Origin of the sequence: Thioclava kandeliae (assembly GCF_040297545.1) — a bacterium.
Classification (GTDB): Bacteria; Pseudomonadota; Alphaproteobacteria; order Rhodobacterales; family Rhodobacteraceae; genus Thioclava; species Thioclava kandeliae.
In genome coordinates this window covers 16,507-39,375 of record NZ_JAYWLC010000012.1, presented here as the reverse complement: position 1 = coordinate 39,375, position 22,869 = coordinate 16,507, and the positions used below count along the sequence as shown (strand labels likewise).

Below are 22,869 nucleotides of genomic sequence, written 5' to 3'. Positions count from 1 at the left end.
TTACTCGCCGGTTCCGCGCAGCACCACTGCGACGGTCAGAAGGATCAGGCCGATATCCATGAAAAGGGAGCATTTCTGCAGATAGGCCATGTCCATCTCGACGCGCAGCGCATAGGGCAGATCGGAGCGGCCCAGCACCTGCCAGAAACCGGTGACACCGGGACGCTGGCTGAGATAGGCCTGACGGCGATGGCGGTAGAGGGTCAGTTCGTCCTCTGTGACGGGGCGCGCGCCCACAAAGCTCATCTCGCCGCGCAGGATGTTCCAGATTTGGGGCAACTCGTCGAGAGATGTCTTGCGCAGGAACCGGCCCAGCCGGGTCACGCGCGGGTCGTTTTTCAACTTGCGCGACAGTTCCCACTCGATGGCGGCATCGGCATCGGTGGCCAGCAACAGGGCCAGTCTGCGCTCGGCATCGGGCACCATCGTGCGGATCTTCCAGCAGCGGAAGGGGCGGCCATCCTTCCCGATACGGGTATGGCCATAGAAACCGGAGCCCCCGTCCAGACGGGCCAGCGCCCAGAACACGGCGATGACGGGCATGAGGACGGGGACAAGAGCGAGCGCCAGACACAGGTCGAAAACCGGTTTCATCCGGCGGTGATAGATACGGCGCTTGGAGATCTGCACGATCGCGTCATCGCCAAGCGCCTTGGATAGGGAAACCGAATGCTGCATCTGGAGCCTGAAAAAAATGAACTCGTAACGTCTCCGCCCTGTCGAGCGGATGAGTGCAGATTTGGCCGATAACCGATAACGTTCGGTAAATGCCGTTAAGTTACATCTTGTGGGTGTATTTGGCAGGCTGCCGCCCCCGCCTGCAGTTGCCGTTTGGGAAGGTGTGTCCCTCAAGGCGCGAATTTTATACGGATTTTCGTGCCACGGTAGTGGTAGGGATTAGCGCTATTACGAATCAGAAAGGCGCCCGATAAGGACGCCTTTCCATGGATCTGGTATCGGGACGCGGTCTCATGCTCAGAGGAAGGGGATCGTCACCCCGAAGAACTCCGCCAGCAGCACGAAGTTCAGCGTCAGGACCAGCAACGCGCCCAGAATGGAAAGGCAGCGGGTCAGCATGGACGTCGCGAATTCGCCCATGATATCGCGTCGCGACACGAAGATGACGAGTGCGATCATCGGCACCGGCAGCGAGATCGAGAGCACGACCTGCGACCAGATCAGCGCCTGTGTCGGGTTCACCCCCAAAGCCACTACGGCAAAGGCAGGCGCCATCGTGACCAGACGGCGCAGCCAGATCGGCACGCGGAAGTGCAGGAAGCCCTGCATGATCATCTGTCCTGCCATTGTGCCCACGACCGAGCTGGAGATCCCCGAGCAGATCAGCGAGGTCAGGAACATCCCCGCCGCCGCCGCTCCCAGCAAGGGCGTCAGCGTGTGATAGGCGGTCTCGATCTCGGCCACCTGCGAATGGCCCTCGTGGAAGGCACTCGCCGCCATCATCACCATCGCCATATTGATCATGCCCGCCACAGCCAGCGCCAGCACGACCTCGACATTGGAAAACCGCACAAGGCGTCGTTTATGTTCGATCTTCTGGGTGGGCATCCGGTTCTGGGTCAGGCCGGAATGCAGATAGATCGCATGTGGCATAACGGTCGCGCCGATAATCCCCACCGCAATCGCCAGCGCTGCGGTATCGGGCATATCGGGCGTGACCAGCCCGCGGGCCGTGGCGCTCCAGTCTACGGGTGCGATCAGCACCTCGGCCAGATAGCACAGCCCGATCACCCCGACAAAGGCCCCGATAATAAGCTCCATCGGGCGGTAGCCACGGCCCTCGAACAGTAACAGACCATAGGTGATGATTGCGGTGATGATCATCCCCACGAAAAGCGGCAGGTCGAACAGAAGCGCCAGACCGATCGCCCCGCCGAGGAATTCGGCCAGATCAGTGGCCATTGCCGCGATCTCGGAAACCACCCACATCACCCAGACGACAGGACGGGGAAAATTGTCGCGCGACAGCTCGGCCAGATTTTTGCCGGTGACAATTCCCAGACGGGCCGAAAGCGCCTGAAACAGCATCGCGATCAGATTGGCCAGCAACACGACCCACAGAAGCTTGTAGCCATAGCCCGCGCCCGCCTGGATATTGGTCGCGTAATTGCCCGGATCCATATAGGCGACCGAGGCGATAACCGCAGGGCCCAGAAACATCAGACGCGCCTTCCAGCCGATCGTGGGGCTCGATAGCACCTCGTCGATCCGGCTTTGCGCTTTGCTGGCGAGAGAACTCATGGAATGGCCTTCATTGACAGGGGCGAATGGAGGGGAGGCCCCGATATTGCACATTGTCAGAAATATAGCCTGTGCTAACTTTCTTGCAAGGGTAAATATGTAATGCTCAGGCTGGCTCCGTTCTGCACCATGTGGTATCTGGGGCGCTCGCACGCGGCGTCGATGCCCAAGACGCGCAGCGCCCCAAGAAGGAGAGACCCGTGCCGCAGGATCAGACGCCCCCCGAAGAGATGGCCGACCGTTTCACGCGCGCGCGCGAGGTGCAGGCGAAGGCCCTTCTCGAGGATTATGTCGAGCTGATCGGGGATCTGATCGCCGAGATGGGCGAGGCGCGCGTGGCCGATATCGCAGCGCGGATGGGGGTGGCACAGCCCACCGCCACCAAGGCGATCGCGCGGCTCAAACGCGAGGGGCTGGCCACCGCGCGGCCCTATCGCGGGGTGTTCCTGACCGATGAGGGGGCCGCTCTGGCCGACCGTGTCCGGGCGCGCCACCGGACGGTGGTGGCGCTCCTGATGGCGGTAGGGGTGCCGGAGGCTGTGGCCGAGCTCGATGCCGAAGGGATCGAACATCATGTCTGTGACGAGACGCTGAGCGCTTTTGAAGCCTTTCTGGCGGCCTGCGGTTAGGTCAGCACATTCAGGGGCTTACCCTCCATGAACCCCTCGATCACCTGACAGAGCTGCGCGGCCAGCGCTGATTGGGCGGCCTCCGATGCCCATGCCACATGCGGCGTGACGATGACGCGCGGATCCTTTGCCAGCTGCATCAGCAGATCATCGGCGGGGGGTGGCTCCTGATCGGCCACATCAATCCCCGCGCCCGAAATCCGCCCCGCCTCCAGCGCGCCAGAGAGCGCCGCCAGATCGATCAACCCGCCACGACCGGTATTGAGGATCACCGGTTTGCGCGCCATTTTGGCAAAGGCATCAGGCCCCAGCAGCCCCCGCGTCTCGGGCGTCAGCGGACAATGGAGCGAGATCACATCGGCGCGCTCGAGCATCTCGTCGAAACCGATCCGCTCATCCTGCGCCACCTGTCCGGGACGGGCGGCAAAACAGACCTCCATCCCGAAAGCGCGGGCAAGCATTGCCACCTTCTGTCCGATCTGTCCGCGCCCGACGATGCCCATCGTGCTGCCTGCCAGATCCTGGATCGGATGGTCGAAGAAGCAAAACTGTCCGCTCTCCTGCCAGCGGCCCGCGCCAACATCGCGCGCATAGGGGATCAGGTTGCGCCGGAGCGCCAGCAGCAGCGCAATGACATGTTCGGGCACGGTATTGACCGAATATCCACGGATATTGCACACGGTCACGCCGCGCGCACGGGCCGCCTCCAGATCGACGCAATCGAAGCCTGTCGCGGCAATCGCCACCAGCTTCAGCTCGGGGCAGGCCGCCAGCACCTCGGCGGTGATCCTCACCTTGTTGGTGATCGCGATCATGGCCCCTGCCAGCCGCGAGGTGACCTCCTCGGGGCGGGTGCGGTCATATTGCACCCAATCCACATCGCCCACTGGTCGTGGCACGGTGATCTGCGGCGCGATGGTCGCGCGGTCGAGGAAAACGATACGGGTCATGGAGGTTCCTTAAGGGGCGGGGGTCAGATGCAGGCGCTGGCCGCCCAGATCGCGGAAGGCACGCTGGCGGCAGGTGAGGACGATGATCTGCAGATCGCCCGCCTGACGGTTGAGCGCATCGAACATCTTCTCAATACGCTCGTCATCAGTATAGACCAGCGCATCATCGAGGATCACCGGTGCCCCGCGCCCCGCCTCCTGCAACAGTCGTGCGAATGCCAGACGCACCATCAGTGCGATCTGCTCCTGCGTGCCGCCCGAGAGAATGTCGATAGGCTCGGACTGGCCTGCGCGCACCAGCGCCTCGGGCAACAGCTTGTCCTGCGCCCATTCCAGCTGGGCTTCCGGCCACAGAAGCCCCAGAAGCGGGCGCAGCGCCTTGGCGACAGGGGCGAAATACTGCTCGCGGGCGGCGCTGCGCGCGGCCTCGAGCGCGGCCTGCAGCCGGTGCAGCACCGCGACCTCATGGGTCAGGCGTGCTTCGGTCGCGCGGGCCGCCTCGAGCGCATCGCGGGTCTCGGCCAGCTTTTCCTCGATGGCCTGACCGTTGGCCGCCATAATGCGCTCGTCGAGGCGGGCAAGCTCGGTCGAAAGTTCTGTGGCTTCCCTTTGCGCGGTCTCGATGACCGCTCTGGCACGTTTGAACGCCGCCTCGGCCCCCGCCAGATCGGGCGCCTTCCGGCGCAGATCGTCATGCAGGGCGCGGCTCGCGCTCAGGGCCTGGGCCGCATGGGTCAGCTCGGCCTGAAGGCTGTCCTCATCGCCCATCCGCGCGCTTTCCGCAAGCCTGTCCTCGGCCCGTTGCAGCCGCTCGCGGGCGGCGTCAGACAGGCCTCGCAGCCGCCCCGTCTCGAGCCGTGCCTCGGTGGCTTTTTCCTCCGCGAGCCGCGCTTGCGGCGCCAGTTCGGCGGCTTTGGCTTGCGCGGCCTCCAGCAGGGACTTCACCTCGGCCAGCGGGGGCAGCTCGGGGTCTTCAATCGGGGCGGGGATCGCGGCATGGTCGCGGCGCAGCGCCTCGATCCCTTGTGGAGCATTGATCTTCAGCTCCGCCTGCGCATCGCGGGCGGCGGCCTCCCGCTCGGCACGCCGGTGGGCGCTGCGGCGGGCGGCGGCCATATCGGGCAGACCATGGCGCTCGAGCGCCTGTATCAACCGTGTGTGCGCGGCCTGCGCGGCCCCCGCTTTGGCCCGTTCGCCCGGATCGATGGTCAACTGCCCGAGGCCCGGCAGGTCCAGATCGGCCCGTGCATAAAGCGGTGTGGCCGTGTCGGTCAGCGGGGTGCCGTCGAGCCGGATCTCCTGCGCGCCCGAGGGGACGAAGCTCAGCTGCACCGCTCCCGCCGCCGCGAGCCGCGCCTCGGTGATCCATGCCTGTTCGAGGCTTTGCAGTGTCTCCAGATCCTTGGAGGCAAGGAGCAAGCCAGCTTCGGCCTGCGCTTCCTCGTGGCGCGTGCGGGCCGCTTCAGCCTGTTCGATCCGTGTAGCGATCTCGGCTTTACGGGCGGCCCCCTGCCGCGCGGCCTCGGCCAGACTGGCGCGGGCGTGACGCCCGGCCTGCTGGCGCTCGGCCTCGCGGGCGGCCTCAAGCGCGGCCGCCAGCTCCTTGGCCTGCGCGCGGGTGCGGGCCTCGGTCTCTGCGGCGGCCTCCGCCAGAGGCATCGCCGCCTCGAGCCCGGCCTTTGCCTCGGTAGCTTCCTTCCGCAGGCTGCGCATCTGCCCCAGCCGCTCCTCGGCGCGGGTCACGGCCAGCCCGTCCGATTGCAGTTGGCGGGCGGCAGCGGCCACCTGCTCGGCATGGCGAAGCGCCTCCGAATGCGCGGTCTCCGCCTGGGCCAGACGCGTCTCGCGGGCGCCTCTTTCCTCGGGATCCTCGAGATCGGTCAGGGTCTTTCGGTGGCGCTTGCGCGTCTCGAGGTCGCGGTGAAGGGCCTCCACGCGGGTCTGCTGCTCGGCCTGCGCCGTCTCCAGCCGCTGGATCTCGTCGAGCACATCGCCCAGAGGGCCGTTCTTCCTGGGCTTGCCGCTGGCGGTCACATAGCGGGCCAGTTCTCCGTCGACCCGCCTGAGCGCCATATCCATCCGCCGGCCGCCGGTCATCGCCTCGACCTCTTCTGTCACGCTCGACATCAGATCGCGGCGCGAGGCGAGCGCCGCCTCGTTCTCCGCCTTCACCGGCCCTTCCAGCTCGGTCATGCCCTGACGGACCCAGATCAAACCCGCCGGACCGCCATCCCCCGCGCCCAGAAGCCGCGCGATCCAGTCCTCGGCAGCATCCGATTGTGCGATGACCCGCCCGTTCTGGCGCACCTCGGCCATAGGTTTGGAGAACCACCGTTTCGCCAGTGTGAACCGGCCCTGAGCGGTTTCGATCTCGACCTCGATCTCGGGGGCACCCCCCGCATGGGGCCTGAGCGCGCCCACCTCTTTCTTTTTCGAGCTGTGACGCTCGAAAAACAGCGCCTTCAGCGCATCAAAGAGGGTGGATTTGCCATATTCATTGGGTTCGGACAGCACGTTGAGCCCGTCACCAATGCCGGTGATCTCGACCTGGGCGGTGAAGCGGCGGACATCTTTCAACCGGATCGCGCGCAGCTTCATGGCATATCCTCCCGCATATAGGCGTAAAGCCGCGCCAGCGCGTCTCCGGCAATCGCCCGTTCGCTCTGGGCCAGCCGATCATCGTCGAACTCGGATTTCAGCGCCTCGGCAGCCTGACGCAGCGCCCCGCCATGGTCGATCTCATCGAGGTCATCACTTGCATATTGCACCGAGAGCCCGTCCTCGCGCAGGACGAAATGGGCAAATTCGGGGCTCTGGGCCTTGGCCATTTCCCCCAGCGCGAACTGACCGGGCAGGGTGGTCCAGCCGCGTGCGGTAACGCGCACCAGAATATCGCGCCGCCCTTGGGGCGGCAGACAGGCGGCCAGCGCGGCGGCGCTGTCTTGCTGGGCAGTCAGATCCAGCTCCAGATCCTGCCACAGAAACTGTCCCGTCTCGATCTCGCGCACATCGGGCGCCCCATCAAGCGTGACGCCCAGACAGAGTCCGCGGCGGTCATGTTTGAACCGGTCCTGTTCGGGGGTGCCGCTGTAATGGGTGCGCGCGCTGACAGCCATCCGCCCGTGCCAGTCGCCGAGCGCCAGATAGTCGAGCCCCGCGCGGGTGTCGCGGTCCGGCGCGATCGCCCCGCCCTCATCGGTAAAATCGGTGATCCCGCCATGTGCGAGCCCGATGCGGGTGGCGCCTTCAGGAGTGGCCATCACATCCAGCACGGTTGACGGATCCTCGACCTGCGCCCGCCACTGGATGGGCGCCGGCAGAAGGAATACGCCCGCCGCCATCTGACGGGGCGTGGCCTCGGTCAGCGCGCGCAGATTGGCGGGGGCCTCGCGGGTGAGGGTCTCCCACAGGGGCTCGGCCTCGCGCAGATTGTCATGGTTGCCGGGCAGGAGCCACCATGTGATGTCATCCGCGTCTTTCATCGCACCGACCGCCTGCCGCAAAAGGGCAGCCGTTGGCGTGGGGGTGTCGAATGTATCGCCTGCCAGAACCACATGGACCGCGCCCTGATCGCGGGCGGCCTGTGCCAGCCGCGCGAGGCTCATATGGCGCGCCTCCATCAGCCGCCCGCGCAGATTGGTATCGGGGCCTTCGGGGATATTTGCGAAACGGCGACCGATATGCAGGTCAGAGGCATGGATAAAACGGAATGTCATGTCTTCTACTGAAAAGGGAGAATGATGATCTGGCTGCTCATGATCTGACAGGTCATCGTGATCGAAGACAAGGGGGGCTGTGGACATTGTTCGCGGCGGATGCGCGCGGATGCCTGTAAAACAGGGCGAATGCGCTTGAATCTCGCCCAAAGTTTCTATCTATCCCCACGCAACCGTGACCCTATTGTCAGAACCGCATGGACGAAGTGAGATGAGCACAGACGAAGAGAAGGCCCAAGGGGCCGCGATCCGTTTCGAGGCGGTCAGCAAGTCCTATACCAAACCGGGCGGCGGTCGTTTTGACGCGCTGTCGGATGTGTCTCTGGAGGTCGAGCCGGGCACGATCACCGGTATTATCGGGCGTTCGGGCGCCGGTAAATCGACCCTGCTGCGGATGGTCAACGGTCTCGAGGTGCCGAGTTCGGGACGCGTGGTCGTGGCAGGCCATGATGTGGGGGCCGCTCGTGGGGCGGACCTGCGTGGCATCCGCCGCGAAGTCGGCATGATTTTCCAGCATTTCAATCTGCTGGCCTCGCGCAGCGTGCGTGAAAATATCGCACTGCCTCTCGAGGTGGCGGGAATGCCCAAAGCGCGGATCACGCCGCGCGTGGACGAGCTGATCGAGCGGGTCGGGCTGGGCGTGCAGGCAGACCGCTATCCGGCAGAGCTGTCGGGCGGTCAGAAGCAACGCGTGGGGATCGCGCGGGCGCTGGCCACCAACCCCAAGGTGCTTCTGTCGGACGAGGCGACCTCGGCACTCGATCCCGAAACGACGCAGACAGTGTTGCAGCTTCTGCGCGACATCAACCGCGATCTGGGCCTGACCGTGCTGCTGATCACCCACGAGATGGCTGTCGTGCGCGATATCGCAAGCCATGTGGCGGTGATCGACGCGGGCAAAATCGTCGAGGCGGGCGAGACCTATGATGTCTTCGTGCGGCCCGGGCATCCCACGACCCGCAGCTTCCTGTCGGGGGTAACCGGCGTGACCCTGCCCGAGTTCGTGGCCTCGCGCCTGCAATCCGCGCCGGGCGATGGCGCGGATCAGGAGGTAATCCGCGTGACCTTCGCCGGAACCCATGCGACCGACCCGATGCTGGCGCTTCTGGGGCGCGATCTGGGCGTCTCGGTCAATATCCTTGCCGGTGCGGTCGAGGAAATCAGCGGGCGGCCTTTCGGTAACCTGCTGGTCTCGCTGCCCGCCGGACGCGGGGCGGAGGCGCGGGCCTATCTCGAACGCCATAACCTGTTTACGGAGGTGCTGGGCTATGTCGGCTAACCTTATCCATCTGTTGATCGAGGCCACCGGACAGACGCTGTATATGGTGGCGATCTCGGCGCTTCTGGGCACCGTGTTCGGGCTGCCGCTGGGCACGTTCCTTGCCTGCTCGCAAAAGGGCGAGCTGCTCTCGGCACCTTTGGTCAACAAGGTACTGGGGCTGGTGGTCAATGCCACGCGCTCCGTTCCCTTCATCATTCTGGTGGTCGCGATCATCCCGTTCACCCGCGCGATCGCGGGCACCTCGATCGGGACGACTGCCGCCATCGTGCCGCTGACCATTGCCGCCGTTCCCTTCATCGCGCGGCTGATCGAGAACGCCATCCGCGAGGTTGATAGCGGGCTGATCGAGGCGGCGCGCTCGATGGGGGCAACACCCATGCAGATCATCCGTAAGGTCCTGATCCCCGAGGCCGCGCCCTCGATCACGCTGGGGCTCACGCTCGCGGTCGTCTCGCTTATCGGCTATTCAGCCATGGTGGGCGCGGTCGGTGGCGAGGGTCTGGGTGATCTCGGCATCCGCTACGGCTACCAGCGCTTCATGCCCGAAGTCATGCTGGCGGTGGTCGTCATTCTCATTGTGCTCGTGCAGCTGGTCCAGTCCATCGGGGAATGGATCGCGGCACGGGTGGACAAACGCGCGCCCAAGAGCCGCGGACAGTAATCACAGACGAAGGAGCATCATCATGCTGCGCATTCTTACCCTCACCTCCGCGATTGCCCTCTCGGCAGCGGCAGCCATGGCCGAAGAGATCAAGGTCGGTGTCTCGCCTGGCGAACATGCCGAGATCATGGAAGAGGTCAAAAAGGTCGCCGAGCCGATGGGTCTCGATATCGATATCGTCGAGTTCTCCGACTATGTCGTGCCGAACCAGGCGCTGGCCGATGGCGATATTCAGGCCAACTCCTTCCAGCACAAGCCCTATCTGGACAACCAGATCAAGGATCGCGGCTTCGATCTTGTGCCGGTGGCCGATACGATCACCACGCCGATGGGTATCTATTCCGACAAGATCAAGGATATGAAAGATCTGGCCGAAGGCTCCAAGGTCGCCATTCCGAACGATCCGACCAATGGTGGTCGCGCCCTCCTGCTCCTTCAGGATCTGGGCCTGATCAAACTGGCCGATGGCACGGGTCTTGTGCCGTCCACTCTGGATGTGGTCGAGAACCCCAAGGATCTCTCCTTCCTCGAGCTGGATGCCGCCCAGTTGCCGCGCTCGCTGGCCGATACCGATATCGCGATCATCAACACCAACTATGCCATCGCCTCGGGGCTGAACCCCAAGACCGATTCCATCGCGATGGAAAAGGCCGACAGCCCCTATGTGAACATCATCGTGGTCAAGAAGGGCGATGAGGACAAGCCGTGGGTCAAGACCCTCGTGGAGGCCTATCACTCGGATGACGTGAAGAAGTTCATCGAGGACAGCTATCACGGCACGGTGCTGACCTCCTGGTAAGCGCGTAAGACAAGGTCTGGACCCTGTCGCCCTTCCCGGGGCGGCAGGGTTTTCCTTTGCCTGCGCGCGCTCTAGCGCAGTTGCCGTTTTGCCAGCTTGCGGGCCAATGTGCGGCGGTGCATCCCGAGCTGGCGTGCGGCCTCCGAGATGTTGAAATCGGTGGCGCGCAAGACCTCCTGAATGCGTTCCCATTCATTGACGCGCATCCCGCCCGAGGCTTGCCCCAGCGCCAGATCCGTCTCGCCCTCGCCGCGCTCGAAGGCAGCCTCGATCTCGGCGGCGGTTGCGGGCTTGGCCAGATAATGGCCCGCGCCGAGCTTGATCGCCTCGACGGCGGTGGCAATCGAGGCAAAGCCCGTCAGCACCACGATCCGTGGCGGCGGATCTAGCGCGGCCAGTTCGCGCACGCATTCCAGCCCGTTCCGGCCCGGAAGTTTCAGATCGACCAGCGCGAGATCGGGCACCTCTTGCGCCACCATCTCGCTCGCCTCCTCGGCGGATCCGGCATGGCGCACGGCAAATCCGCGCCGCGTCATCGCCTCGCTCAGGGTCTCTCCTAAGGCGGTGTCATCCTCGACGATCAGCAATTTATGCCCCCTATCCTTCATGCGGTCTCCTCCTTCAACGGCAGGTGCACGCGGACCACGGCCCCACCTGTCGCGGCATTTGCCACCGACCAGTCCCCCCCCAGACGGCGCACGGCATTCGAGACCAGATAGAGCCCGAAGCCCCGCCCCGGATCCCCTTTGCCCGCCGCCATCGGCCGCACGGGGTTGTCCAGCACCGTCTGCGGGAAGCCCGGCCCGTCATCGGTAAACACGAGGGTCAGGGAGGCGGTTCCGGCCTCGACGGTGATCGATGTGCGATGGGCACCGGCCTGCTGGGCGTTGGTCAGGATATTTCGGAACGCCTGTTCCAGCATCGAATCCGCGATGATCTGCGCCCCGAGGATCGCAGCCTTGGGCAGGACCACCTCCATTTCGCCGCCATCCTCGCGCCAATCGGCGATGACCTCCTCGAGGAACTCGCCCACCGGCAGCGCCTCGGCCACGTCCAGCCGGTCGAGCCCCGCGGCAAAGAGCATTCCACTGACAATCCTGCGGCAGCGCGCCAGTTCGCCCTGCATACGGGTCAGCACCGTCTCGCGGCGCGGGCTGTCGGGGATGCCGCTCTCGTGCCATTCATCGAGCGTCACGGCGATGGTGGTCAGCGGTGTGCCCAGATCATGCGCCGTGCTGGAGGCCATGACGCCCAAGCGGACGAAATGCTCGTCCTCGACCACCTTCTGGCGCAGCGCCATGATCTGGGCATCGCGCGCCATCAGGTTGCGCCTGAGCCCCGAGACGAACCATGTCATCAGCCCCGCGGCCAGCACGAAGCTCAGAAACATCCCCAACAGATGCAGGCTGAAGAAACCGCCCCCCGTCAGCGAGCCCACCATGCCGTCCCGCATCATCGGCAGGCCCAACGGGCGGCCATGGTCGATCAGCCAGAAATGCGCCGCCGCCGCCGCCGTCAGGATAAAGATCACCTGTGGCATGGGCGCCAGCAACAGTCCCAGCATCACCTGCAGGATAAACAGCGTGACAAAGGGGTTGGTTGCGCCGCCACTATAGTAGAGCAGCAGCGTGAGCGCCGCGATATCGATCAGCAGCTCGACCGTGATCACCCAGTCGGGGACGCCCCAGCCCTTGCGACAGCGCCAGAGCGCGAAGAGATTGAGCGCCACGAGGAGGCCGATCACCGCGATCATGTTGAAGACCGGCAGATCCGCGCCGAGATAGAGCACCGTGATGGCGATGGCCAAAGCCTGGCCTGCCAGAGCGATCCAGCGGAGCCGGATCAGGAGCGCCAGATTGCGCCGCCCCGTATCCTCGGAGAGCGCGCGGATCGCATCGCTAGGATCGGCGTTCTGGGACGAAGGAAGAGGCAGTTTCATCTTGGGTATCCAGCATGCAGGGGCGTGCGATCTCTCGCAAGGCGCCTATTCGGAACGTGGGGTGCTCTCGTCCAGCATAATGACTTTCTGTGCAAGGGCGAGCACTTGCGCGTGGTGGGTCACGATCAGCATCATCCGGCCTTCGGCCAGCTGCGCCAGTCCGCGCATGACCTGCGCCTGGGTCGCGCGGTCGAGCCCCTCGGTCGGCTCGTCCAGGAGCAGAAGCGGCGCATCCTGCAGCGCGGCCCGCGCCACCGACAGTCTGCGCGCCTGTCCGCCCGAAAGCCGCGCTCCGAGTTCGCCCAAACGGGTCTCGAGCCCCTCGGGCATCGCCTCGACCTCCGCCCGCAGCGCGGCCAGATCCAGCGCCTGCCACAGAGCGGCGTCATCGGCCCCGGGGGCGGCAAGGCGTAGGTTCTCGGCAATGGTGCCATTGAACAGATGGACAGTCTGGTCGACCACGGCGATCTGCGCCCGCAGATCACGGTCCGACAGATCCCGCAGATCGACGCCCGCAAGGGTGATCCGGCCAGCGCGCGGGTCCCAGAACCGCTGAACCAGATTGAGGATGGTGGTCTTGCCCGCGCCGCTCGGGCCGGTCAGCGCAAGACTTTCGCCCAAGTGCAGCGACAGGTTGAGATCGGTGAGAATATCGGGCCCGTCGCCATAGCCGAAACTGACGCGGTCAAGCGCCAGACCGGGCGTTTGCGGGGCTTTGGGGGCAGGGCTCGGGGCCACTTGCGGTGCACGGTCTGCCAGCTCGAAAATACGCCGTGCCGAGGCCATCGTGCTATCCCAGTTGGACACGGCGGCGGGCAGGCCTGCCACGGTTTCCATCGCGGCCATCACCGCCAGAACCAGCATTGCCATATCGGGCGCCGAAAGGCTCTGACCCTCGACCTGCGGGATCAGCAGCAGCAGCGCGCCCAGCACCATGATCTGCCCTGTCAGTGTGCCGAGCGCCATGAAAAGCGCCGCGATCCATGCCTGACGGCGCTGCGCCGCGACCATACGCGCGCTTGCGCGGGTCACGCGGGCGGCCTGACGGGCGACCGCACCAAAGACCTGAAGCTCGGCCAATCCCCGCGTCAGATCGGTGCTCTCGCTTTGCAGGGCCGCGCGGGCCTGTGTGATCTGGCCTCCGGTTTTGCGCACCAAGGCCCGCTGGATCAGCGGCAGGATCATTCCCGCGAGCGCCAGCCCGATCGCCACCAGCAGCGCCAGCGAGGCCGAATTGAGCCCCAGCCAGAGCACGATCAGCACCGAGGCCACCGCCGCCGAGATCACCGGCCCCAGAATCCGCAGATGGAAGTTCTCGAGCGCATCCACATCGCTGCGTATCCGCGCCAGAAGATCACCATGGCGCAGCCCGCGCAGGCCTGCAGGCGCCAGCGGCACCAATCGCGCGTAAAGCCATGGCCGTAGGCGGGCGATAAAGGAAAGCGTGGCCTCATGGGTCACCAGCCGCTCCAGATAGCGCGCCCCCGCCCGCAACAGCGCCAGCCCGCGGATGGCTGCGGCAGGCGTGAAGAATTCGAGCATCAGCTGCCCCAAACCCGCCAGCGCCATCGCGGTAATGAACCATCCCGACACCGCCATCAGCGCCACATTCGACAGCATGACCGTGACAGAGAGCACCACGCCAAGCGCGATCCGCCAGCCAAAAGGCCGGCACAGTTTGAGAAGACGCAGGAACTCACGCATGGGGCATCTCCTTGGTGGAGCCATGATAGGTGACGCGGCCCGCCTCCAGCATGATCACCCGATCGGCAAGTGCTGCACAGGTGGGGTCATGGGTGATGATGAGCCGCGCCGCATCGGGCGTGGCTGCCAATACGGCCTCCATCAGTGTCTGCGCGCCCGCAGCATCAAGGGCGGCGGTGGGCTCGTCGAGGATCAGGAGATCGGGCTCGGACAGAAGCGCCCGCGCCATGGCCACACGGCGGATCTGCCCGCCCGAAAGCCCCGCCCCGCCTTCGCCCAATACGGTTTTATATCCCGAAGTGCTGGCCGTAATGAAGTCATGCGCTTGCGCGATGCGGGCGCAGGCTTCGATTTTCGCCATACTGGCTGTCGGTTGGCCGAGTGCGATATTCTCGGCGATGGTGCCGGCAAAGAGACGCGGTGTCTGCGGCAGCCAGCCGGTGCCTTCCTGCAGCGTCTTCGGGTCGGTCTCGTGACCATCTAGCAGGATGTGCCCCGATTGCGGCGGTAGCTGGCCAAGGATCAGCCGTGCCAGCGTCGTCTTGCCCGCGCCCGAAGGGCCCATGATCGCCAGCGTGCGCCCGCGTTTGAGGGTGAAGGAGAGGGGCTCGATACTGTCACCCCCTTCATGGGTAAAGGCGAGCCCCTCGACCGAGAGTATCCGCCAGTTGCCTGCGGGATCCGGTGTTTCGGGGGCGGGCGCATCGGGGCCGATCAGCCCGATCATCGCCTCGGCGGCGCCGATGGCGGCCATGCGGGCGTGGTAATGCTGGCCCATCTCGCGCAGCGGGCGGAAGAATTCGGGCGCGATCAGCAGGGCAAAAAGCCCCGGAAGGAAGGTGATATCGCCATAATAGAGCCGGAAGCCCACATAGACGGCCACCATGGCCACGGCGATGGTCGAGAAGAACTCCAGCACCAGCGAGGACAGGAAGGCAAGGCGCAGCACCTTCATAGTGGCGCTGCGATAGCCTTCGGACATGGCGGCAACCAAGGCCGCCTCACGTTGGGCGGCCCCCAGCTGGCGCAGGGTCACCAGACCCGCGATCCGGTCGAACAGATGCGCGCCCATCACCATCAGGCGCTGCCATTGGCGGCGGTTGAGCGCCTCGGCGCCCTTGCCCACAACCACCATGAAGACCGGAATAATCGGCGCGGTGATGGCGAGAATGAGGGCCGTGACCCAATCAAACGGAATGACACAGACGAGCACCAGCGCGGGGATGAGTGCTGCGATCATGCGTTGGGGAAGGAAGGCTGCGAAATATTCCTGAACGGCTTCGACACCGTCGGAGACGAGCCCAGCAACTTCGCCCGAAGGGGGGAGGTCGTGGATGCGGGCCGCGCCGACACGCCCAAGGATCACCTCGCGCAGACGGGCACGGATCGCGGCGCCTGCCTCGAAGGCCAGCCCCTGCCGCAGCGTGTCGAAGGCGGCGCGCAGGATCATGGCCAGCACGAACAGGATGATCTGGGCGTGCATTCCGCCCAGACCGGTTTTATCGACTGTGACGCCCGCGATCATCGCAGCGACCGCATAGGCCTGCACGATGACCATCGCTCCCGACCCCAGAGCCGCGGCAATCGCCAGAGCGGCAGCCCGTTTGCCTGCCAGTCCGAAGCTTTTCAGCCAACGCTCGATGCGCTTTGCGGCTTCGCCATGGACGGGGCGCGGTGTGAGGGGGCGGGAGGATTGGGACATGCGTTACTCAGTGATGTTCATAGGCGACCAGTTTGGAGATCCGCGCACGGAACACCCAGATCTGGTACCAGTTATACATGACCATCACCGGAAGGAAGCCACCCATGGTCATGGTGAAGGTGATCAGCGAGACCTGCGGGCTGGCGCCCTCGCGGATGGTCCAGGTGCCCGGAACAAGCCATGGATGCAGCGTGATCAGCATGCCCAGACCCAAGATCAGCACAGCGCCGTTATACCACAGGATCGCGGCAAGGTCGCGGTCCTTGAGCGTGTCGCGACGGACCTGTTCGATGCACCACAGTGCCACAAGGCCGAAGATACCCCAGAGCCAGAAATGCGGGCCGAACCACGTCGAACGCGCCCAGTCGAAGATCGCCGCACTCCAGACCAGTGTAATCAGCACGGAGCCAATCGCCAGCCAGAAGATCGTTGCCGTCCAGCGGGCCGCGTCCTGACGGATGCGCTCGGTTTTCTCGAAGCGGGCGCGTACGAAAAGCACCCCCGACAGCGTCACCGCCACACAGGCCGCGATGCCGGTCCAGATCGAGAAGGCCGACACGAAGTCGAACGCGCCACCTGCGTAGTAGGGCAGCTTGCCCTCCTCATGCACCAGCGGGAAGCCCTGCAGCAGCGCACCCACGCTCATGCCGCCGAAGAAGGTGACGGTCAGCGAGGAGAGGCCAAACACCCAATCGGTGAAGCGCTGCCATTTTTCCGATGCCAGATGGCGGAATTCGATCGCCACGGCGCGCGACATCACGCCCCAGAGCACGAAGGCCATTGGCACCATCAGATAATGGAAGGCCGAGCCATAGACGAAGGGGAAGGTTCCGAAGAGAATGCCCCCCGCCACGATGAGCCAGGTCTCGTTGGCATCCCAGGTGCCGGCCATCGCCGCCATGATCGCGCCGCGTTCGTCATGGTCGCCCACGACAAGCCCGAAGATACCCGCGCCCAGATCCGCCCCATCGAGGATGATATAGAGGAGCATCGCCACGCCCAGACCAAGCCACCAGGCATTGGCCAGGAAATATTGCATGTCATCAAGTTGTGTCATCTGATTTTCCTATGGCTCAGACCGGACGGATATATTCGGGGTGATCGGCATGGCCTGCCGAGGAGGGCAGATCCAGCTCGCCCAGATGCTCGTCACCATCGCCCGCGACGGGGCTCGTGAGATCGGGCCCGTTGCGGCAGACCTTCAGAAGGAAGTAGATCGTGCCGAGAACGACGGCGGTTTCGAAGATCGCGAACCCGATCAGCCAGAAGGTCGCCAGACCGACCGAGAGTTTCGACATGCCGTCCTCGACGCGCATCATGCCATAGACGATCCACGGCTGACGGCCGATCTCGCGCGTCCACCAACCGGCGATCACGGCGATATAGGGCAGCACGACCATCCCGGTGCAGGCCATCAGGAACAGGCGGTTAGCCGAGGCCAGACCTTCGGTCATGCGGCCACGCCAGCTGAGCCAGCATCCCCAGAGCGCCACCAGAAGGATCGCCCCACCAATCGCGGCCATGGCGCGGAAGGTGTAGAAGGGCAGGATGACGGGCGGGCGTTCGTCTTCGGGGAAGGAGTTCAGACCCTCGACCGCGCCGTTCCAGGTTTTGGTTTCAATGAGTGAAAGCGCATGCGGGATCTTGATCGACCACGCAAGGCCGGTGTTGTCCTTATTGGGCCAGCCGATGACATTCCATGCGTTATTGACGTTGCCGTTTTCGTCATAGGTGTCGTATTGGCCTTCCATCGCGGCCAAGGCGGCTGGTTTGTGCTCGAGCACGTTCTCGCCCAGCACATCGCCCATATAGATCTGCACGGCGGCCACAGCGGCCAGAGCCACCAACGTATAGCGCAGCGGGCGCGCGAACAGTTGCACCTCGCGGCGTTTGAATACGAACCATGCACAGACCGCTACCACGAAGCATAGCGACAGCTCGACCGCTGCCAGCAGCATATGCGGGAAGGCGGCGAAGACATTGGGATTCAACAGTGCCTGCAGCCAGTTGGTGACCTGGAACATGCCGTTCTTGAACTCGACACCACTGGGTGTCTGCATCCAGCTATTGGCCACAAGGATCCACATCGCGGAAAGGGTCGAGGACAGTGCCACGTTGAAAGTGGCAAAGAGGTGCATCTTGCGGCTGATCTTGCCCCAGCCGAAGATCATCAGGCCGATGAAGCCCGCCTCATACATGAAGGCGGTGATGGTCTCGTAGCCCAGCACCTGCCCGAAGAACGGGCCAGCGGCTTGGCTGAACGGCCCGTAGAGAATGCCGAAGGCCATTTCCATGGTTACGCCGGTGGCCACGCCCGCACCGAAATTCACGATAAAAAGTTTTTCGAAGAACCGGCACAGACGGTACCAGCGTTCATCATTGGTGCGGAACCACGCGAGTTCGAAACCGAACAGGATGATCGCAAGGCCGATTGTGAGCGGGGGGAAGAGGATGTGCACCGAGGAGATCAGGCCGAAATCAATCCGCGAGATCAGGATGCTAAGTGGATCTGGTTGCATCGCAATGCCTTTTGCTGAGGCAGCGCATAGATGGTCCGGAAGATCCGAGGGGAGGACGGGTGTCTGGAACAGCGCTGCATTTGCTGACGCGGTGGGGTGTAAACCTACATCTGACATTCCGGCATTGGACAAATTGTCCAACCCGGATACATCTTTCCACGGGAGGAGTTTTAAAAAAATATAATATATATTACAATTATTTATGGGATATGATGCGTGGCGAGTAGAGATCACGGGGGGTCACGCCGGTGGACGGGGATGTGCAGCGGCCGCGCCGATTCTCCTGCGGGGTGCCGCGGGTCAGGGGACCACGCGGCAACAGGCGTCATCAAGGAGGATCACTTCCGCCATCGCCATGCCCGCTGCAAGATCGGGGCGGGGCAGGCGCATGGCATCGCGCGGCACGAGGGCTGCCATCTCATAGGCGGTCTCGGGAGAGAGGCCCATATGGTGCACGGCATTGTAAAGGCAATGCGCCAGATCGGTATGCGCGCCTGCAAGCGCCCCTTCGGCATTGACCAGCGCGCCGTTTTCCAGATGGATCGTCTGGCCGTAGAGCTCAAAATGCTCCGGCCCGCCGATGGTCGCCATTGCATCGGAGATCATGAACATCCGCCCCGTTTCGGGCCGCGCACGGCAGGCGATCGCGGCCATGGTGTAATCGACATGATGCCCGTCGAGGATGATGCCCGCATAGGCGTCCGAGGCGATCGCTGCGCCCAAGAGGTTCGGGCTACGCGAGCCCATGGCGGGCATGGCGTTGTAAAGATGGGTAAAGCAGCGCAGACCCGCCGCGAGGACAGCCTGCGTCCGTGCCGCATCGGCCATCGTATGCCCGCCTGACACCACTACGCCCATCTCGGCCAGTTCCGCAATCACCGACAGATCCACGCATTCGGGGGCAAGCGTCAGCATCACCGGAATGCCTTTTGCGCGCAGGCGCCGCAGATCCGTCATTGTCCGCTCGTCGAAGGGTCGGATGAACCCTGCCTGATGGGTGCCGCGCTTGGCGGGGTTGATATGCGGGCCCTCGATATGGAGCCCGATAAACCCGTCCATCCCGAAGGCTTCGATCGCGGCATCGGTGGCGCGGGTCAGGCGCTCGGGTTCGCAGGTGATGAGTGTAGGCATGGCCCAGCCGGTGCCACGGGCGCGCAGCGTGTCGATGATGGTCGCGATCCCCGAGGCATCGGGTTGCGAGTTCAACATCACTCCGCCCGCGCCATTGACCTGCAGATCGGTCAGGGCAGGGCCGGCAAAGGCAACCTCCAGATCGCCGCGCGCGCCCGCGGCCGTGCGCCAGCCGAGGAGCCGCCCGTTTTCCACCTCCAGCCGTAGCGGCCCGCAGAACTGTCCCGCAACCCAGCCACGCTTGGCGATGATGATCATGACGCTATCCTCTTGCCGCTTGCTGCACGGCCAGAATGGCGGCGCCGCGTGCGCCCGAACTATCCCCATGGGCGGCCAGCCGCAAGACGGGCAGGGCCATCGGGCCCAGTCTGCGCGTGGCAAAGGCGCGCGTCAGATGGCGGGTGACATCGGGCAGCTGCGACAGTCCGCCGCCAAGGATGATGCAATCGGGATCAAGGGTGATTTGCAGGGTCAGGAGCAGCTCTGCCATCAGCTCGGCCCAGATCTGGAGCACGCTCTGCGCGGCCGGATCGCCCGCCTCCGCCGCCTGCCCGAGATCCTTCGGCGTGATCGGGTGGCCGAGTTTGAGCCGGCAGATCTCGCTGAGGCCGGGGCCGGAGAGATAGGTCTCGAAACAGCCTTTCTTGCCGCAGCCGCAGGAGCGCAGGGGCAGATCGACCCGCGCCAGCAGATGGGCCGGGATCCCGAGATGCCCCGCTTCGATCCCCGCGATGTTGCGCCGGTAGGGGGGCGCGCCGCCGAGCACATGGCCCGCGCCAATCCCCGTGCCCATGATGAGCCCCAGAACCGATTGCGCCCCGAGACCCGCGCCGCCATGCGCCTCGGACAGGGCGAAAGCCTGCCCGTCATTGATCAGCGGTAGCGCGCGCCCGAAGGTCCGTGTGAGCGCGGCAGGCAGGTCCACACCGGTGATCGGGATATTGGCGGCCATCGCCTCGCCCGTCTCGCCATTGATGATGCCCGGGAGGCCGATGCCGATGGGCAGCTTGCCCCCGCGCCCCGATTGCGCCTCGAGCCAGTGGATCTGCTTGGCGAGCGCGCGCAGAAAGCTGTCGAAACTGCCGCGCGGGGTCGGGATGCGCAGACTGTCGATGCTCTGGTAGCCCGGACCGAAGAGACGGGCCTCGATCTTGGTGCCGCCCAGATCGATTCCGCCTGAAATTGCCGCAAGATCGGTCATAGGGCTCCTCCGTGTTTGCACTTGCAGAATAGCTGTAACGGCATTTGATCGCCAGTGCCGGAATTTACTTCACATTCCGCAAGGGCATGCGTTATACGCGCCTGCATCAGCAGGTCTTCATCGGATAATCCGGCCAAAGGGTGGCAGGAACCCGCGCAATCCGTAGCGTCAAGCTTCACAGACCCCTGTCCATAGTGTCATGAGGGGGACAAACATCAATATGGGCGATATCCGAGTCGAAGCTCTAAAATCACGCCCTGATAAATGAGGAGCAGTTTCGTCGTGGCGAAAGACGATATCCGTAGCCGGGCCGAGGGGTCCGCAGCACAGGCCGTAGCGCAGGCACGGCCCTTCCATTTCCGCGGCAGGTTCCTGACCGCGATTGCGCTGCGTATGGAATCCGATACGCCGGACGAGGCTTTTTATGCCGCCCTTGACCAGCAGCTCGAGAAAACGCCGCAGCTTCTGGTCGGCTCGCCCATGGTGATCGATTTCGCCGATGTACCGGGCTTTGCCAACCCCACCGATATTCAAGACCTCGTGCGCCACATGCGGGCGCGCAACCTGTCGGTCTTCGGGGTGCAGAATGCCAGCAAGGTGCAGCTCGACACCGCAGACCAGCTTGGCCTGATTCCCGTGATCTCGGGGCGCGACGGCCCCGTGCACGAGCCGCGCAAGCCGCTCAACCCCAAGGGTCGCAACGGCGCCCACCAGCTGGGCAGGAATGCCACCGCCGAGGAGCCTGCCGAGCAACAGGCGGAGGCCGAGGCCGAACAGCGCAGCAGTGGCGCGCAGACCATGACCATCCGCAATCCCGTCCGTTCGGGCCAGCAGATCGTGGCCGAACATGGCGACCTGATCGTGCTGGGATCGGTCGCCTCGGGCGCCGAGCTGGTGGCGGCGGGCAATATCCACGTCTATGGCGCGCTGCGCGGACGTGCGATGGCAGGGGTGTTCGGCGACGAGAGCTGCCGGATCTTCTGCCGCGATCTGGATGCCGAACTTCTGGCCGTGGCGGGCCTATACCGTACCAGTGAAACCATCGGAGACGACCTGCGCCATCGTGCTGTGCAGGCATGGCTCGAAGATGACAGACTTTGCATGGAGAGCTTTGCATGAGCACCCAAACCACAGATAAGGCCAAGGAAGAGCTGAAGGAAAAGCCGCCGCTCGGTCGGGTGATCGTCATCACCTCCGGTAAGGGGGGCGTCGGCAAGACGACCTCCGCTGCGGCGATTTCGGCAGGGCTTGCCAAGCGCGGTCACAAGACCGTCGTCATCGATTTCGATGTGGGCCTGCGCAACCTCGATATGATCATGGGCTGCGAACGCCGTGTGGTCTTCGATTTCATCAACGTCATTCAGGGCGATGCGCGCCTGAAACAGGCGCTGATCAAAGACAAGCGCGTCGAGACGCTGCAGATCCTGCCGACCTCGCAGACCCGCGACAAGGATGCGCTGACGCAAGAAGGCGTCGAGGCGGTTCTCAACGAGCTGAAGCAGGAATTCGACTATATCGTCTGCGACAGCCCCGCAGGGATCGAGCGCGGTGCGCAGCTGGCGATGTATTTCGCTGATGAAGCCGTGGTCGTGACCAACCCCGAAGTGTCCTCGGTGCGCGATAGTGACCGCGTTCTGGGCCTTCTGGCGTCGAAGACCCAGCGGGCCGAGAAAGATGGCACCGGCGTGAAGGCGCAGGTGCTGCTGACCCGTCATGATCAGGCCCGGATCGACAAGGGCGAGATGATGACCGTGGAAGACGTGCTGGAGATCCTGGCCGTGCCGCTTCTGGGGATCGTGCCCGAAAGCCCTGCCGTCCTGCGCGCCTCGAATGTGGGCACGCCGGTGACGCTGGATGATCCGTCCTCGGCAGGCCGTGCCTATGAGGATGCCGTGGCGCGCCTGCTGGGCGAGAAGGTCGAAATGAAAATCGAAGGAGAGAAGAAACCGGGTCTGTTGGGCCGTATCTTCGGACGGACGGCATGAGCTTATTCGGATTCTCTCTCAAACCCCGCAAGAAGCAGACCGCCAATGCTGCCAAGGAGCGCCTGCAGATCTTGCTGGCGCATGAACGCGGCAGCAATTCCTCGGGCGGGGATTATCTGCCCCAGCTGCAACGCGACATCATTGCGGTGATCCGCAAATATGTCGAAGTGGCCGATGAGGAAGTCGATATCCGCATGGAACGCGGTGACGATATCGAGAGCCTCGAGATCAATATCGAGATGCCCTCGAAACCTGCCAAAGCGGCAAAAGCCTGACACCGGACCGGGGCCAATGGTCCCGGTTTCCATTTGGACCGCCAAGTTTCTGGGCAAAGGCCGGTTTTTCGGGCGGTTTTTGCGGCTAGGGCTTGCGCGGGCGGCACCTGCTATCCT

20 protein-coding genes are annotated in these 22,869 nt (G+C 64.2%); 7 read left to right on the top strand and 13 right to left on the bottom strand.

Annotation, left to right across the window (positions count from 1 at the left end; genetic code table 11):
- Positions 1-678, bottom strand: a complete 678-nt coding sequence (locus VSX56_RS13850) for a sugar transferase (RefSeq protein WP_350937931.1) — start codon at positions 676-678, stop codon at positions 1-3.
- Positions 679-975: 297 nt separating this feature from the next.
- Complete coding sequence (locus VSX56_RS13845; protein WP_339115286.1) at positions 976-2,259, bottom strand: Nramp family divalent metal transporter; 1,284 nt, start codon at positions 2,257-2,259, stop codon at positions 976-978.
- 200 nt (positions 2,260-2,459) lie between these two features.
- Between VSX56_RS13845 and mntR the strand changes: the two genes are divergently transcribed.
- On the top strand, positions 2,460-2,888 hold the full coding sequence (gene mntR, locus VSX56_RS13840; RefSeq protein ID WP_350937929.1) for a manganese-binding transcriptional regulator MntR: 429 nt from the start codon (positions 2,460-2,462) through the stop codon (positions 2,886-2,888).
- Here the strand turns inward: mntR and VSX56_RS13835 are convergent.
- The 3 genes from VSX56_RS13835 to VSX56_RS13825 are packed head-to-tail and all read right to left on the bottom strand — an operon-like array spanning position 2,885 to position 7,554.
- On the bottom strand, positions 2,885-3,838 hold the full coding sequence (locus VSX56_RS13835) for a D-2-hydroxyacid dehydrogenase (protein ID WP_350937927.1): 954 nt from the start codon (positions 3,836-3,838) through the stop codon (positions 2,885-2,887). The genes mntR and VSX56_RS13835 overlap by 4 nt on opposite strands.
- A gap of 9 nt (positions 3,839-3,847) precedes the next feature.
- Positions 3,848-6,436 (bottom strand): AAA family ATPase, encoded by a 2,589-nt coding sequence (locus VSX56_RS13830; protein WP_350937925.1) that lies wholly within the window; start codon positions 6,434-6,436, stop codon positions 3,848-3,850.
- A complete protein-coding gene (locus tag VSX56_RS13825; protein ID WP_350937923.1) occupies positions 6,433-7,554 on the bottom strand; it encodes a metallophosphoesterase family protein in 1,122 nt (373 codons plus the stop codon). The genes VSX56_RS13830 and VSX56_RS13825 overlap by 4 nt, the downstream gene beginning before the upstream one ends.
- A 211-nt stretch (positions 7,555-7,765) precedes the next feature.
- On the opposite strand from VSX56_RS13825, the gene VSX56_RS13820 reads away from it, so the two are divergent.
- The 3 genes from VSX56_RS13820 to VSX56_RS13810 are packed head-to-tail and all read left to right on the top strand — an operon-like array spanning position 7,766 to position 10,296.
- A complete protein-coding gene (locus VSX56_RS13820) occupies positions 7,766-8,833 on the top strand; it encodes a methionine ABC transporter ATP-binding protein (protein WP_350937921.1) in 1,068 nt (355 codons plus the stop codon).
- Positions 8,823-9,497: a methionine ABC transporter permease gene (locus VSX56_RS13815; RefSeq protein WP_350937919.1), complete on the top strand. Its 675-nt coding sequence runs from the start codon at positions 8,823-8,825 to the stop codon at positions 9,495-9,497. Before VSX56_RS13820 ends, VSX56_RS13815 begins: the two co-directional genes overlap by 11 nt.
- Positions 9,498-9,519: 22 nt before the next feature.
- Positions 9,520-10,296, top strand: a complete 777-nt coding sequence (locus tag VSX56_RS13810) for a MetQ/NlpA family ABC transporter substrate-binding protein (RefSeq protein ID WP_350937916.1) — start codon at positions 9,520-9,522, stop codon at positions 10,294-10,296.
- A gap of 71 nt (positions 10,297-10,367) precedes the next feature.
- Here the strand turns inward: VSX56_RS13810 and VSX56_RS13805 are convergent, their stop codons facing one another.
- The 8 genes from VSX56_RS13805 to VSX56_RS13770 all read right to left on the bottom strand — a co-directional run bounded on the left by VSX56_RS13805 (position 10,368) and on the right by VSX56_RS13770 (position 20,492).
- The gene (locus VSX56_RS13805; RefSeq protein ID WP_339115278.1) at positions 10,368-10,904 is read right to left on the bottom strand and encodes a response regulator transcription factor; all 537 of its coding nucleotides are present in this window, start codon (positions 10,902-10,904) and stop codon (positions 10,368-10,370) included.
- Positions 10,901-12,235: an ATP-binding protein gene (locus tag VSX56_RS13800; RefSeq protein ID WP_339115277.1), complete on the bottom strand. Its 1,335-nt coding sequence runs from the start codon at positions 12,233-12,235 to the stop codon at positions 10,901-10,903. The genes VSX56_RS13805 and VSX56_RS13800 overlap by 4 nt, the downstream gene beginning before the upstream one ends.
- A gap of 45 nt (positions 12,236-12,280) precedes the next feature.
- Entirely contained in the window at positions 12,281-13,939 is a 1,659-nt protein-coding gene (cydC, locus tag VSX56_RS13795) for a thiol reductant ABC exporter subunit CydC (protein WP_350937913.1), read from the bottom strand.
- The gene (gene cydD, locus VSX56_RS13790; RefSeq protein ID WP_350937911.1) at positions 13,932-15,641 is read right to left on the bottom strand and encodes a thiol reductant ABC exporter subunit CydD; all 1,710 of its coding nucleotides are present in this window, start codon (positions 15,639-15,641) and stop codon (positions 13,932-13,934) included. The genes cydC and cydD overlap by 8 nt, the downstream gene beginning before the upstream one ends.
- Positions 15,642-15,648: 7 nt before the next feature.
- On the bottom strand, positions 15,649-16,698 hold the full coding sequence (locus tag VSX56_RS13785; RefSeq protein ID WP_339115274.1) for a cytochrome d ubiquinol oxidase subunit II: 1,050 nt from the start codon (positions 16,696-16,698) through the stop codon (positions 15,649-15,651).
- 16 nt (positions 16,699-16,714) lie between these two features.
- The gene (locus VSX56_RS13780; protein ID WP_339115273.1) at positions 16,715-18,160 is read right to left on the bottom strand and encodes a cytochrome ubiquinol oxidase subunit I; all 1,446 of its coding nucleotides are present in this window, start codon (positions 18,158-18,160) and stop codon (positions 16,715-16,717) included.
- Positions 18,161-18,460: 300 nt separating this feature from the next.
- Positions 18,461-19,549, bottom strand: coding sequence for an N-acetylglucosamine-6-phosphate deacetylase (locus VSX56_RS13775; protein WP_350937908.1), 1,089 nt, complete (start codon positions 19,547-19,549; stop codon positions 18,461-18,463).
- Between the two features lie 4 nt (positions 19,550-19,553).
- Positions 19,554-20,492, bottom strand: coding sequence for an ROK family protein (locus tag VSX56_RS13770; protein ID WP_339115271.1), 939 nt, complete (start codon positions 20,490-20,492; stop codon positions 19,554-19,556).
- Between the two features lie 282 nt (positions 20,493-20,774).
- Here VSX56_RS13770 and minC point away from each other — a divergent pair, with 282 nt between their 5' ends.
- The 3 genes from minC to minE are packed head-to-tail and all read left to right on the top strand — an operon-like array spanning position 20,775 to position 22,752.
- Positions 20,775-21,611 (top strand): septum site-determining protein MinC, encoded by an 837-nt coding sequence (gene minC, locus VSX56_RS13765; protein ID WP_350937906.1) that lies wholly within the window; start codon positions 20,775-20,777, stop codon positions 21,609-21,611.
- Positions 21,608-22,477, top strand: coding sequence for a septum site-determining protein MinD (gene minD / locus VSX56_RS13760; RefSeq protein WP_339115269.1), 870 nt, complete (start codon positions 21,608-21,610; stop codon positions 22,475-22,477). The genes minC and minD overlap by 4 nt, the downstream gene beginning before the upstream one ends.
- Complete coding sequence (gene minE / locus VSX56_RS13755) at positions 22,474-22,752, top strand: cell division topological specificity factor MinE (RefSeq protein WP_339115268.1); 279 nt, start codon at positions 22,474-22,476, stop codon at positions 22,750-22,752. Before minD ends, minE begins: the two co-directional genes overlap by 4 nt.
- Positions 22,753-22,869 lie beyond the last annotated feature (117 nt).